This window comes from Fusibacter sp. JL298sf-3, assembly GCF_053842995.1.
Map to the genome: position 1 here is coordinate 925,438 of NZ_CM132608.1, position 14,786 is coordinate 940,223.

General features: G+C 44.1%; 10 protein-coding genes. All 10 read right to left on the bottom strand.

Annotation, left to right across the window (positions count from 1 at the left end; all coding sequences use genetic code 11):
* The 10 genes from ACR6HW_RS04540 to ACR6HW_RS04585 all read right to left on the bottom strand — a co-directional run bounded on the left by ACR6HW_RS04540 (nucleotide 1) and on the right by ACR6HW_RS04585 (nucleotide 14,768).
* The gene (locus tag ACR6HW_RS04540) at nucleotides 1-1,500 is read right to left on the bottom strand and encodes a TIGR02677 family protein (RefSeq protein ID WP_455729979.1); all 1,500 of its coding nucleotides are present in this window, start codon (nucleotides 1,498-1,500) and stop codon (nucleotides 1-3) included.
* 171 nt (nucleotides 1,501-1,671) lie between these two features.
* Entirely contained in the window at nucleotides 1,672-3,543 is a 1,872-nt protein-coding gene (locus ACR6HW_RS04545) for a DUF3427 domain-containing protein (protein WP_455729980.1), read from the bottom strand.
* A 191-nt stretch (nucleotides 3,544-3,734) separates the two neighbouring features.
* Nucleotides 3,735-5,054 carry an IS1380 family transposase gene (locus tag ACR6HW_RS04550; protein ID WP_455727928.1) on the bottom strand — a complete coding sequence of 440 codons (1,320 nt, stop codon included), beginning with the start codon at nucleotides 5,052-5,054 and terminating at the stop codon, nucleotides 3,735-3,737.
* 125 nt (nucleotides 5,055-5,179) lie between these two features.
* A complete protein-coding gene (locus ACR6HW_RS04555) occupies nucleotides 5,180-6,307 on the bottom strand; it encodes a DEAD/DEAH box helicase family protein (protein ID WP_455729981.1) in 1,128 nt (375 codons plus the stop codon).
* A gap of 111 nt (nucleotides 6,308-6,418) precedes the next feature.
* Nucleotides 6,419-6,814 (bottom strand): (deoxy)nucleoside triphosphate pyrophosphohydrolase, encoded by a 396-nt coding sequence (locus ACR6HW_RS04560; RefSeq protein ID WP_455729982.1) that lies wholly within the window; start codon nucleotides 6,812-6,814, stop codon nucleotides 6,419-6,421.
* A gap of 140 nt (nucleotides 6,815-6,954) precedes the next feature.
* Nucleotides 6,955-9,171, bottom strand: coding sequence for an S-layer homology domain-containing protein (locus ACR6HW_RS04565; protein ID WP_455729983.1), 2,217 nt, complete (start codon nucleotides 9,169-9,171; stop codon nucleotides 6,955-6,957).
* A 280-nt stretch (nucleotides 9,172-9,451) separates the two neighbouring features.
* Nucleotides 9,452-10,267 (bottom strand): MmcQ/YjbR family DNA-binding protein, encoded by an 816-nt coding sequence (locus tag ACR6HW_RS04570; RefSeq protein ID WP_455729984.1) that lies wholly within the window; start codon nucleotides 10,265-10,267, stop codon nucleotides 9,452-9,454.
* Between the two features lie 103 nt (nucleotides 10,268-10,370).
* On the bottom strand, nucleotides 10,371-11,213 hold the full coding sequence (locus tag ACR6HW_RS04575; protein WP_455729985.1) for a helix-turn-helix domain-containing protein: 843 nt from the start codon (nucleotides 11,211-11,213) through the stop codon (nucleotides 10,371-10,373).
* A 23-nt stretch (nucleotides 11,214-11,236) separates the two neighbouring features.
* Nucleotides 11,237-12,997 carry an ATP-binding cassette domain-containing protein gene (locus tag ACR6HW_RS04580; protein WP_455729986.1) on the bottom strand — a complete coding sequence of 587 codons (1,761 nt, stop codon included), beginning with the start codon at nucleotides 12,995-12,997 and terminating at the stop codon, nucleotides 11,237-11,239.
* The gene (locus ACR6HW_RS04585) at nucleotides 12,981-14,768 is read right to left on the bottom strand and encodes an ATP-binding cassette domain-containing protein (protein WP_455729987.1); all 1,788 of its coding nucleotides are present in this window, start codon (nucleotides 14,766-14,768) and stop codon (nucleotides 12,981-12,983) included. The genes ACR6HW_RS04580 and ACR6HW_RS04585 overlap by 17 nt, the downstream gene beginning before the upstream one ends.
* Nucleotides 14,769-14,786: the final 18 nt, after the last annotated feature.

The following is a 14,786-nucleotide window of genomic DNA, read 5'->3' on the forward strand; positions in this document are numbered from 1 at the left end:
TCATTCTCCCTTAAACTTTAATCGGTAAGCCGGCAAGTACAAGTTGCCATCTTCAGAACTCAATGTACAGTAACGCGTCTCCTTGGGATTGATAATCTCAAAAGACTTGCCTTGCTCTGTTACCGCCGTAAAGCGCGTGCTTGTCGATGCCTTCTGTATCCACTTTAATAGATGCCGCCTCACTGTAACGGGGACGTAAGTCAGATCAGATAAGTCCAGCTCACCATCGGCCATATACTGTAGCAACAGTTGATTTTCTTCTTCACGGGCTTTTAAAACGGCTTCGCGCTGACGCTTTTTATCTTCTGTATGTTCTGTAATGGCTGTTTTTTTAATTTTTTCACGGAAGGTTCTAATTCTTGGTGAAAGCACCACCTCTAGTGGCGCTTCATCGTAAATCGACGCATAAATGCTCTCAGTCTCTCTTGTGAGTTCTCCGACAAAGTGTCGATAAGAAGCGACACCGAATACTTGTGCCGATAAACAGTGCGCCTCATCGACATCGTCTATGGCATTAAAAAGGCGAATAAGCGTTTTGTACTCTTCTTTTCGTCCAGAGTACTGGTTGATTTGCTCCAATATAGTCGCCGCATATCGAGTAATTCTTCTGATGATTTCATTGGTCATCGTTAAAATCAGTTCGAGTTCACTTTCTCTGCTGGCAGTTCCCACGAAAAATGATTCAAGGCTTTCGAACTTGCCCTGGATGTTGTTGTATACATCCTGCTCGTTCAGTGCCTCCATATCTACCCTCGGTATGTCCATTTCATAGGTCGTGAGCCCTTTAAAAAGTGTCTTTTTAGTTGTTGGCTCGACTTCATTTAAATAAGCTTTGATTTCATAGCCGTGCTGTTGAAGCGCTTTAATAAAATGCCTCAAATAATCCACCAACTTTTCTTTGTAAATGAGGAAGTGTTTCGTTTTAAGGAGTTCTTCTGCTTTTGCCCCGGACCAATCCCTTATATAGTCTTGATAACTTTGGTTGAGTCTTTGAAAGTCACTCATAAGGGCCTGCCACCAGCCCCCTGCTGTTTTGGCGTCAGCCTCAGACATCTTTGTCAACTGCTTAATCTCAGATTTTAGGCGTTCCATTAACGTCGGCTCTAAAGAGCCACCTTCGACAAACAAGTTTTCAAGTCTCACGGTCATTCGCTCAATTTCTATGGCGTACTCCGTCATTTGATACCGAAACTGTTTGTTGACAAATTGCTTGTACGTCAAAGCTTTAGAAGAGTCTTGTACCGCGTGTAAATTTCCCCAATGATATAGGGCTTCTAAATCCTGTGCACACATCTCCAAAGTATACTCAGAAAAAGCCTCTTCCCCTTTAAGCGCTTGATAAACGTCCTCTTTGTTCAGCCAATGGCGGTATCTTTTATCATTGATGTAAAAAACGCGCATAATCGCACGGTATCGCCATGCGTTTTCTACGGACAAGTACTTAGTTTCATTAATCGGTTTTAAGGATTTGAGAAGCATTCTATCGTCTCCTTTTTTCATCTTTGAACATCATTATACAACAATTCTGCCTTTCCTAAAACCAAATTGTAAATGATAACATTTTTAACCATAGGGTGATTGGCTTGACCCCTTACGCCAATAAAAAAGCCCCTCTTCAAACGGGGCAAATGCGATCTTGTTTGAAAGGGGGGCTTTAGAACCGTTCACGCCCTACATAGTAGAGTCCTCCTGCACATCCGTCAAATACCGATACATTTCCTCTCTCACAGGCGTCTTTAACTTCACAAGCATCTTAACAACGGATATAGGTTTGCCCGAGTCATCTTGCATTGTCGTTTGTTCAAACGCCTCTGGCAATGGGGTGACATCCCCCATATAATAGAACTCTATCCCCTCGTCATTGTGCTTTTTAATAAAAAGCGGCAAACGCATACCGTGTTTGTCAAAGTTTGCAATTGATTTTACATCCGGACTCTCTAGTGTTCGCTTTGACTTAGACATCCACTGAAAAAGATCCGGTGATACAAAACCATCATCGTATTTAGTAGAACTGCTGATATCGCTCGCTTTATGATAGTTGACAAAAATGGCACAGTCTTTTTTATCACGGCTCACCTTGTACCCCCCAATATTTTGAGCCACCGGATTTTCAGGCCACCCCAGCACTCTAAAAACATCCCTCCGCGCATATTTCCTATAGAGGACAAAGCCATCGACATCATTATGCGAATGGTAGTCTTTTTTAAAGTTATACGCGCCATAACGCCATTGGTCTTCAAAAAAGTTTTTGAAACAAACCGTGTTTCTTAAAGCTTTAAAATCACTGCTAAACTTCAATACACGCGCATTCCGATAAGCTTCACTATCCAATAGGGCGATCCCGTATTTTTCTCCTACAGAAACCTGTTTTTTGTTCTCAGCTTCTTTCATGAACATAAAATTTAAGTTTGTAAAAACTGATTTTACGCGTTCGGAGGTCAACGGCCTCATAAACCCTTCATTTTGAGAGGCATCTATCAAATTCTGTTCAGAAATTGCCCCTTGATTCCAAATGCAGTCCAGGACAAAGAGTTCTTCATAGCGCTTACCATTGGCTACGTAAAGCCCGAAGAATTCCAAGAGCTTTATCGCTTTTGAATCCAGCTTGCCTATAAAGTTCTGCTCGTGTTTCACAACGTAATTGTAGTACGATTTAGCGTATAAGACATAAAGCAATGGGTCCCGAGAACCGTGCTCCACGAAATCCATCATATAAGGCACACGACCCAGTTTGTATTTCAAGCGTTCATAATCTTGGTCGAGGTCTTTTTTCTTTTGCATATTTGCTGAATCAATTGCTTTGTAAATCTGTTCTTTTGCTACTCGATCAAAGTTTACAGAACATGCTCCAGGCAATTCGGTGCTCCCACTTGCGATAAGTTTTCTCAACCCGTCCTTGTTGTAGCTGGAGTCTCCATACAGGGCAATAGGTATGAGGTAGTTGTTTTTATAGTTTCCAATAAAATCGATTACCGTAAGATACTCTTTATCATGCGTTTTTCGAAGGCCTCTACCCAACTGCTGCACAAAAACAATTGCCGATTCAGTCGGCCTAAGCATGATAATCTGATTGACCTTTGGTATGTCCACCCCTTCGTTAAAAATATCCACAGTGAAAATATAATCCAACTTGTGAACACCTTGAGACATTTCCAAGTAGCTGATTGCTTGCTCACGCGTATCTTCACTGTCTTTTCCAGTGAGCGCTATTGTGTTATAACCTCTTTCATTAAAACGACACGATAGCTCTTTTGCGATACGTGTCGTCTGACAAAACACTAGGCCATGAATTACCCCTGTATCCGTCCCATAATATCTTGATTTTTCTATAATCTTAGAAACCATTTCATCGGTGGTGACTTTTGTAAAGTCAGATTCCAAAGCAGAACTCTCTCCAACAGATAGGTCACTTACGCCATAATAGTGAAATGGACAGAGCATTTCTTCTTCCAACGCCCGGTTTAGCCGAACCTCAAAAGCGATGTTGTGGTCAAAGTCTTTAAACACATTGTACCCGTCCATACGCTCAGGAGTAGCGGTCATGCCTAACAAGAACTTAGCCTGAATTATTCATGAACCCATGATATCACCAAAAATCGAGCGGATTTAAGTTTTTGCGCTTCATAATGCTTATCATAGAAGACGTCTTCCTGTTTATCACCTAAAAATGGGCAGACTTATCCTGTGGACAATACTTTTCTCGATTTTCAGATTTCAAAGTTCATCAGTTACGTTTATTCCAACTGTGGAAGTCGACGGATGTTCTCAAGAATTTCATAGAACTCATTCTTGTATGGACAACTGCTACACAGTTTGAAATGAATATATCTTGCTGCTTTAACAACCTTTGATGCGATTTTGAGCAGCTTCAATCGAATGGTATCTATCAACATTTTCTTCATGCTTTTAGGTAATACCAATCGTTTAAAGTAATTAAATAGGTTGTATGCTAGGACATGGAGCAGTAGATGATTCGCATTAACGACTTTGTCCTTACTTGGCGTTGATGCAAAGTTGAAGCCACTTTTACCTTCTTTGATGAAGTTTTCCATGGTGCCTCGATGTCGATAGAACTTAATTAGTTCTTCAGGACTGAGATCCATGTTGGTCACAATAAAGGCATACTGATTGGTTAGCTGATTGTACGGTTTCTCGACCTTGACGATAACCCGTCTAGGATAGTCCCATTTACCGGCTTGGTACAAGAACTCATCATAACGGACCACATAATCAATCATGTTATCCTTTGTAGCTTCGGTTATTTCATCATCCAAATGTTTTGCGTGAGCATACAGTATTTTGTTTGCTTTCAAACGTATGGCATAGGATACACCATTGCTTTCACACTGTTTGTACAAGTCTGGTGTTGCAAAACCACTGTCTCCACGGAGGAACAGATGGACATCAGGGTACTTCGTAAAGTATTCATCTAATAAAGGTTGCATGAATTCGCAGACGCCTGTAGAACTATAGGCGGTACCATCTCGAAGCTCTGCTTTGAGAAGATCTCCAGTGAGTCCGTCATAGCAGAGTAAGGGGTGATATCCATGAGCTTGATAGTGGTAATTAAAGCCTTCGCCTTCCTGCTTGCCGTACGTGTTAAGTAGGGTTGAATCAAGATCAAGCAGAACTTGTTCTGGCATTTTAGTCCTGTAGGCCGATGATCTCATATGACGGATGATATCTTCAAACTGTTTGACTGTATCTCCATCCATACGGTTCCAGAACCTCGACAGTGTGGGTTGTGAGGCAAGAGCCTGTTTACCCAGAATACTTTTAAAGACAGGTTCATTGGTCAGTTCGTCTGCATCATTGTCATTAAAGTATCCAGCAAGGATTTGATAAATTAGCTGGGATAGATTTTGATGGTCTTTGTGTTTACGGAAGCTATCATTTTTGTCCGTTACAAACTGGCTGATGTGTTTATTGAAGCCAAACTTATGGGCGAATTCTTTTATGAGAAGCAGCCCCGAATCGGAGGATAAATCGCCTCCATTGAAATTTATTTTGATTTTACTATTGCTTTCGAGCTGAAGTGAACTTACACTAGACATGAAGAGTTTCTCCTTTGTTAGTTTGTGAGTGTGGTAACTTCATTTTAACAAAGTTGGAGCTCTTCTTCTATTTATTTAGGTTTCACTTGATAAGTGAAAAGCAAAAGTAGTCTAAAACACAGTAACTATGCGGTTTTGGGGAGTGTTTCGTGAACCGTCATGAATAATTCAGGCTTAGGTTTGAAATGGCGGAGTATTTTTTGATAAGTGGCTGCACCTGCATGATGTGATTCATCTATTACAATATAATCAAATGTATCAGATGGAAACTGCTTCAAGTTATCGTCCTTTGCCAACGTCTGTACTGTTGAAAATACAAAATCTGCATGGGTATTTTTATGACTTCCTGAAAAGAGTCCCATTGTTTTCGTGTTTCCAAATACCTTCTGATAACTCTCCATAGCATCTCTCGCAATGGTTCCACGATGGACAACAAACAATAGACGCTCTGGATTGAAATTTTGAGCATCAAATACCGACAAGTAGGTTTTTCCAGTTCCCGTTGCTGAAATAATCATCGCTTTATTCTGAGGGGGTTTCCCATCTTGTCCACATCTTAAGCGCCTCAAACTTTGCATCGCTTCTTCTTGCATCGCATTAGGACGAAAAATCATGGGAGGTTGCATATACTCTTGATTCGACGGGTCAGCTACAGCCCTTATTGCCGCTTGGTGCTTGTAAACCATTTCATAATGTTTAATAAAAGCGTCATCCACCTTCTGGGCTTTGTAAAACTCCTCATAAAAAATTTTCAAAGAGTCATCAATAAGTTTTGAAGCTTCTAAGGCACAGACATAAAGGTTCCATTCTTTGCTGGTGGTCAATGCTGGAGCCGTTAAGTTACTACTGCCCACAATCATAGCATGATGATTGCGATGTTTAAAAAAATATCCCTTAGCGTGAAAGTTCCCATGGGTGACAATTCGTAGGTCGATGTTTTCAAATTGCATCAGCGTCTTCAGTGCTTCTGGCTGTGTAAAATTCAAATATTGTGAAACGAGCACCTTGCCTTTAATGCCTTTGCGCCTTAGCTCTTCAAGTGTGTTGATTAAAACCGCGGTGCCGCTTTTAGATAAAAATGCCACAGAAAATACAAACGACTCACAATGAGTAAGTTCATAGATCAGCGTTGAGAGTATTTTCTTTTTCTGGATTTTATCATTGACAATAAGTTTAGGTTGATAATAAGTGTATGATGCAAACGTCTTATCAATAAAGCCTGTCTCTAGGGCATTTCTTAATTCATTTATCATCGAACAGCCTCCTGTTAAACGCTTTTGCTCCATTACATCTGCAAACGCATTCTATCATGTCGCCATAAATTTTTAAATCAAATATCATAAAATTATACTCTCGCAATCAGCTTAAGCTCTTTTTTTAAGCATTTCTACAACAGGGACATCTGCTGCTGCCCATTCAACACTATCTAGCGTCTCAGTATGCAACCATTTAAACCCTACATGTGCCTTTAAAACCAGCCTATCAGAGTCACTGCTACAGCGGTATACATGCATAATGAGATGAAAATCCGGGTATTGGTGGGAGACGGTGATCATCTTTTCGTGAACCTGTATCGTCAAAGAGAGCTCCTCATCTATTTCCCTGATAAGTGCTTCTTCCTGTGTTTCATCAGGCTCTATTTTCCCACCTGGGAATTCGTATTTGTATGCAATGTACGCGTGGGGGCTATTGTCTCTCTGAGTCGCCAAATAGCATCCATCTCTTTCAATTACTGCCGCAACTACTTCTATTTTTTTCATAGAATGCCTTCCTTTTTTTATAGAGTCACGCCCATTTTACCACAAACATACACGTCTACACAATTTCGACCTTTATCATATGACGTTGAGACCTTCTTTAAAAAAGCGCTCACAGAAAAACTGCAAACGCCTTTTTAAGCTTACCAAGTAAGCATATCTGTATTCATATTGTATAGATTGTTGAGAATCGTCGCCACTTCAGCTTTTGACAAAGTGCCCAAAGGTTTGAGTTGACCACTCTGGGTACCTGACATCATCTTGTTGACAACACAAAACGCCATGCTGTCTTTTGCAAAACCACTGATTTCTGACGCATCGTCAAAGGCCTCTAAGGTGGTTTCATCTATAGTGGCATCTTGTGAGGCCGACGGATCCTTCTTTAACGCCAAGAGCCTTTTAAGCATGACCGCCGCCTCCTGACGTGTAAGGGTCGATTCAGGTTTAAAATACCCTTCGGCTCCGGTAATCACTCCTGACGAAGCCATCAGCGTTATCGCCTCAGCATGGCGGTAGTTTCGAGGGACGTCTTTAAAACCGATGGGCTTTTGTGATGAACCTTCCGGTGCTTCCAGTCTCAAATCTGGCTCAGTCTTAGCGTACTGCACCAAAATCGTTGCAAACTCACCACGTGTTATGGCTGCGTTTGGACTAAACCTACCGCCGAGTTCTTCTAAATCGTCACCATTTCCCGTATACAAAATGCCTTTGCTCAAAAGAGACGTTATCGACTCCACCGCCCAGTGGCCTTCGATATCACTGGCGTAATACTTAGAAAAAGCCTTTTCGTCCAGCACCTTTCCATCGCAATAAAACACAAGCTTCTGATTAGGAGACGCTAAGAAATCCGAAATCATTACGGCAACCTCTTGAGTAGCAAGTTCCTTTGGTTGCAATGTAAAAGAATCCATAGTGCGTACCACGCGTTCACCCTCGACCAAGCTGAGTTCACAAGCGACAGGTTCTTCCCCTTCATTTTTGAAATTCAGCGCATAAAGCCATTTTTCATCTGTGTTTCCAGTTAATTTTAAGTATTCAACTTTGGGGTACTTGGTCACTTTTTCGAATGTAAAGGTTGGGACACCCGCCCTAAATTCCAGCTTAAACAAGGAAGTGCCATAGTGCGTTGGGTCGGCACGATGAGACAATTCCACCCAATACGTTTTACCAAGGTCTAGCTCTTTTGAATACTCAAGGTGATAAAATGTATTTTCTCTAATCAGTCTTATCCGTCCTTCAGCATCGCCAAGCCACTTTGCCTCAAAGGGTTCATAAGACGCTTCATATTGGTTTTCTTTAGTCATATCTGAACGACTTAAAAGATTGCCATTTAAATCTTTTGAGTGGACTAAGTAAAAATAACTGCCGTCATACGACACACGTGATTCTATGGCATTAAAATAATGCGTATCTGACAAAACCAAATCTCCCGTAAACGGATATTCTATGGCCCCTACATCACGATTTTGAGGATAATCCATTAAATAAAAGTTCATAGCGTAGACCACGTCTTCGTCAATGAATACATCTAACAGCTGTCTGTTCCAAGCGTCCCAATAGGTGTAGCTCGTATCCGTATAAAATTGAACGGTGAAATACGGCTTGTTTTTAAGCTGTCCGGCTGTCCGTACAGTACGCCGAGTTAAGTCAGACTTAACCTGATTGTAACGGTACTGTTGAGTTTCTTTATCTGAAACTGTCAGAGTATCGCCTGTATAATAAATCAGGTCTCCCCCTCTTTTAGAGACGAATATCGGCGTGTACACACCAGTACTCAAATACGCTATCTTACTTTTTTCACCCTCCTGAATTTTACCCACCACACTTGTATTTTCTTCAAAATGACTGTTATGCAGCCCATCCACAGGCAGGAACATCATCGTTGTTCCTTCGATGGTTACCCCATCTACGGTTGGTGTTACTTCCACCTTCGTCATGTCACTTAACTTAATCGTCACACGACAAGCTGTTTCTCCCTTTTCTTTACTTGCCGTCAACACATCGTATCCAACAGTACCGCTCACTTGAAAAAGAGCGTTGTCATGTTCACCATAGAGAGAATAGGTTAACCCCCACGGTTCTCGATACTTCACCCTAATGGCTTTATCGGTATAGCTTCCGGTTATGAGCTTACCTATGTTGAAGCCACTGTTCATACCGGTCATGCTCGAGTCTTTACCCTCCACCATAAAGCTAACGGATTTTGGGTCAATAGACTTGCCGTCTTCACCAACCACTACAAAGTCAATGTTAAATTCCACATCTTTTTCAGCGGCAAAGCCATTTACAGTGCCTGCTTGAACACAGAACATTGCCACTACTAAAACCACGAACCACTTGATTCCCTTCCTACTCATCATTGTTTTTCTCCTCAACTTATTTATGCATGGGGTTGAACTGATAGCGGTAAATCCAATTACAGTTGCCGCTTGAACACATAGCACAACTGCGAACAAGACGAAGAGCCCCTATACATATTTTGTTATTAAAGTCACTTTGTAAGTATACATCATTTTGATTTGATTGTCATTTTTTATAATTATAATGTTAGTAAAACAAAAAAAAGATACACCTAAGTGTATCCTAATAAAAACAGTTAAATGCCTTTCCGCTCAGCCTCTGTGTACCACAAATAAACGCTCACCCTTCAATCGCTCGCTGAACCTTCTTAGGTAAAGAAGCTAAAACACAGGCATACGACTGGTCCACCATACGCCTCAAAACCTCATCCGGAACTGTGCCGTCCATATACACGGAGTTCCAATGCGTCTTGTTCATATAATACCCTGGGACGATGTCAGCATACGTTTCTCGGAGCAACACCCCGTCCTCAGGCGGCAGTTTCAATGTCACAATCGATCGACCGTTGTTGTCTTTTCCCTGTAGAGCAAACATCTTCCCGCCAATTAAATACCGCACGGCATCCCATTCTTCCTTGTACGCGCTCGTCGCCCCGTGTTTCGCCGTACAGTGTGCGTCAAGCCACATATACCTCCCCCGACACTGCTCGACGAAATCTATTGGCATCATGGCCTTTTCAGAAACGGCTTCAACCGTCATTCCCGTAGCCAACAGCCGCTTCACAACTGCTTCCATGGACTCCGACACCTCGACTACATGTCGATCGGGGTCTAGAAGGCGCAGGGTACGCTGTCCCCACGGGGCTTCCTCAAGGGCTGTGAAAACAGTGACCTCAGTGTGCTTTTCAAGCGTTTTCACAAAATCGTCCAGTGCGTCTTCTTCGAAATAGAGCTCAAAAGAATGTCCAGACGCCTCTGGAGAAGACGTGTCGCCGGTCAATTTATGCCACTGCTCGCGTGTCATCATGGAAAAACCGCCGCTAAAGACCACATAAGACGCTAAATCCTGCTGAATGGTCTCGCTTAATAACTGGGTATAGAACGCCTTGCTTTTTTCAATATCCGAAACGATTATCATTGGACTGTGAAATTTCATCTATGGACTCCTTCCGTTATCCTAATGTACTGTCTCGTCAAGCGTTGTGAACCGATATTTAAGTGTGCACAAGACCGTACATTCGAGTTATACAGTCATTGTATCAGAAGGTTTTCAATGTTTCATTGTAAAAATCGGACTTTTTTTGCCTGAATCGCGCCGGTGAGATGCCGGCAATTTGTGTAAAATCGTGTACAAAATGCGCCGCATCGTAATAAAAAAGTCGATTTGAGAGACACTCAACAGAACAGCTTCCGGATTTCAAATACACAGCGGCTCGATTAAACCGTTTGATTCTCATGTACGCTTTTCCCGAAACGCCGGTTAACGCCAAAAGGTATCGGTTAATTTGTCGAGTAGAATAGTGTACCGCGTCTGAGAGGTCGTCCATTGAGCTGGAGAATCTAAGCGCCTGCAAGGCGTCTAAAGTGCTTCTACCACCGATAAAGTATTCTCGGCGCCGCTCTAGCAGAGCGTAGAAGTAGCTGTTGAGAGCATTGATAAGAACGCCTTCTGCAAAGAGGTTCTCCTCTACTATGCCGCCTATAGCGGTGTGACTTTCGACATCGATCTCAGACAGCACCCACTTTTGATTCAGCAACTCGCGGCAATTGGGATGGATAAGGCGCGAAAGACCGCCCGGCTGAAACTCCACAAAGTACCGACGCCACGTGCCTTCCTCACTGCAATCGATCCGCGTCAATTCACTGTAGGGGCCCCAAAGGCGTATATCGACCCCCTTGGAACTTACACTGATAACCATTGAACCGCCTAAATCCGGGACGAAGAGCGGCGCAATCGACTGGAACCCACCGTACTGGACGGAATAGTACGCAATATACGGTTGCAATACTTTCGTCGGCAAATAAGTTTCAAATAAGGTGTTGCTTTTTGTCACTGTTGCACCCATGCGCGCCACGCCCTTCCGCATACCGAATCGAACCAAAGGTTGCCCTCACTGCTATACCTCTATTTTACCACAGCGGCGCCCCCTTCAAACTGGCGCCGTTGCATTTCATAGAGTTTTCTATACAGCGACGTCTCTTTTGCCATAAGGCGCTCGTGGGTATCAAAATCTTGGAGCTTACCGTCTTCAAGTACCAAAATTCTATTGCAAAACCGCGTTGTCGCCATGCGGTGCGAGCTGAAAAACACCGTCTTACCCGTCACCGCCGCATCGTACAGGCGATAGGTCTCGTACTCTGTCACGGGGTCGAGTTTTGAGGTCGGCTCGTCAAAAAGCATTGTGGAAGCGTCTTTATAAAGTGCCCGCGCCGTTGCAAGTTTTTGTTGTTGACCGCCGGAAAGCTCGACGCCCTCTGAGTTCAGCTGTACGCCGAGAGGCGTTTGCGCACCGTGTTCAAAACGGTCGAAAAGCGCCTTGAGTTTCAATGTGGCCGTCACCGCCTCAAAACGTTCCGGACACAGGGTGCGCCCGGCAGTGACGTTTTCTTCAAGAGTAACGTTAAACAGCGCAAAGTCTTGAAACACGGTACCGATTTGACTTGCAACTGACTCATAAGTATACGAATGCATCGCCCTGCCGTTTAGCAAAATGACGCCCTCAGTGGGCATGTAAAGGCCGCACAACAGCTTAATCAACGTCGTCTTGCCGGCGCCGTTTAACCCCACCAAGCCAATGCGCTCTCCCGCTTTCACCTCAAATGACAGGTCTTCAATCGCCCACTGCTCGGCACTTGGGTATCGAAAAGAAACCTTTTGGAACGCTATTGAATCAATCTGCCCCAAGGTCTCATTGCCCCACTTGTCGTAGGCGTCAAAAGCCGCCATTTCAAAAACCGGGGACAAGTAGTCCATCAACTGCGCCACTGATGTCAGATGACCGCCTAAAGCCAGCATCATACTGCTGAGTTTGGCCACAAGGGTGTTTAAAAACACAAAGCTGCCTACCGTTATCTGAGCACCGAACACGCCAAGGGCTTTTAAGCCGGTCAATAGGTAGCTAAGACCGAGAACCGCGGTATTGACGCCGCTGACACGACGGTCGTTTTGTGCCGTTAAATCGTTCATTTCAAGGAAAATATCAGCAGTTTCCCCATTGTACCGTTCCATCTTGTCTGTAATCAGCCCTTGCATTTGAAAGAGCCTCGCATCTTTTTGGATGGCGACATCGCGCTTGACCCCTGAGAACCAATCGTATTTTCGATTCAACGTATACAAGTTCCTGAAATAAACGCCGAGCTTCTGATTGAGCCTGTGAGAAAAAAACAGCTGGAGCGCCACGCCCAATACGACCAAAAAAAGCAGCAACAAGTGGTATCTCAGCAAGTAGCCCACCGAAAGCGCTACCACCGTCATCGACAGCACCACATCACCTATGTGTTTCACTGCATTTTCAAGCGTCTTGTAGTGGCGTACCGCATAAGTTGCACCGGATTTCGTCGCCATAAACGCCTCGTCCTCCAACAGAGCGTAGGGGGCGTGCATCACCTGAGTCGCTAAAAGCTGTTCGCACTTTTTGTTGAGAATCACCCGTTTATCCGCCATCTTTTGATCCGCCAACTCTCGTAGGTGTATCGTCAGAAAAAACAGACCGACCGCCCCTATAATCGACGGCAAACGGTTGCCGCCCCGAACGATTTCATCTACGACAAACTTAGGTAAATACAGTTGAACCAGCACCGCAGCAGTACTGATGAGCAAGTGTCCCCCTGCATAAGGCAAAAAAGACGGATCACACAGTCGAATCAGCCTATATAATTTTTTCAATGGAGTCATCATCACATTTGTCCTTATAATACTGTTGTTGTAAAGTAAACAAGTTGCCGTACACGCCCCCTTGCATCATCAAAGCGCCATGCGTTCCCGATTCGACGATCGAGCCGTTTTGCATCACTGCAATGCGGTGGACCTGCTGCACATTGTGGAGCCGATGCGTTACAAAGAGACAGGTGCGCGCTTTCAAAGCGACGTCAATTTTATCGAAAAGCCGCTTCTCAGAAAAACTGTCCAGCGCACTGGTGGGCTCGTCTAAAATCACCAACTGCGGGTTGTGGTAAAGCATCCGTGCAAAAGCCAGTCGCTGTGCTTCGCCACCGGAGAATTGGATGCCGTCGGCATCAAAAACAGTGCCCACATGGGTTTTTAGTCCCTCGGAAAGCCCCATTACCTTGTCTTCAAGTGCCATTGCCTTTAAAGCTTCGCAGATGGCGTCATCGGTGCCCTCATCGGCACCGGCGATGTTTTCGCGAATAGAAAACGGGTACGGCTTGACATCTTGAAAAAGCACTTTCATCTGACCCGCCACCCACGACTGGTCGGCTTCTTTAAGTTCTTGTCCGCGCCATTTAATCGAGCCTTTGTAATCGTCGTACAGGCCCGAAATACATTTGATTAAAGTGGATTTACCCGCACCGTTCAAACCGACAATGGCCACTTTCTCCCCTTCGACGATTTTCAGGTTGATGTCTTTCAATACCCAGTCTGTACTATTTTTATAACGGTACCAAAGGTTTTCGACCTCTAAAATCGCCGGCGCTTCTTTCGGCGTCTCAGCCGTTGTCTCCGCCTCTGTTGCAAACGCTTTTAAAGCCGCCACAGCATCGCTTTCAAAGTAGAGCGCCTTGAAATCATCGGCGATTTTTTGGTTGAGCACCAACAACTGAAAAAGCGTGGCAATCAGCATGGCCACAGCGGACAAACCGATGTGCCCCAGCGCCACCTGTGCCGTCATCGTCGTGTAAAACGCCGCCAAAATCCCCAAACACAAAATGGCGCGCGGAATCATTGCCCGCCTCTGAAATCGGGTCACCGCTTTTAGAACCCCTTCAAGACGCTCAGTAGCCGCAGCGGCCTTTTCTTCTAAAAAAGGCTGCAGTTGATAGAGCCTGATTTCTTTTCCACTGGCAAAGGCACTACCCGCTTCAAATAAGTCGTCCAGTTGACGCTCAGCGGCTATTTTTTCAGCATCACAGGCGAGTCTATGACGTGTTACCTGTAGGCTCTCGACAACTTGCACCCCTGTCAGAACCAATAGAGCAGCTATCGTCCCCCATCCCATGTGCCGCTCTGCTAAAACGGCAATGAGCATCCCGTAACCAATGAGCAGTCCCGGTAGGCGAAACAACAGATGGCAGACTTTTTCAAATCCCGTCTCACTGCTGTCCAGTGCACCGAACACTCTGTGATGTACCGATAAAAACACCTCGTCTTCCACCTGTCGATAAGGCATTTCCAAGACTTTTGCATTGACCTTTGCCACTATGTCCATACGACAGCGCGTCATTATATTGTCGGCTTTTGACTGACTGTGGATCGCCAATGCGTTAAATACCGCTATTAGCAGTGTAAAGAAGAGCAACTCCCCTATAAAGGTGGTGCCTTCAGTCACCACTGCTGTCATGCGCTCGAGGAACAAGACGTACAAGAATGGCAAGATGCCCGTTGTCAAGGTGTAGAGACCGAAGTGCGCCATGAGCATTTTGTATTTCGTACTCCAACAAATAAGAATATAATGTAAGCTAGATATTATAACATTCATTTTTTCTACCTTTTAAAT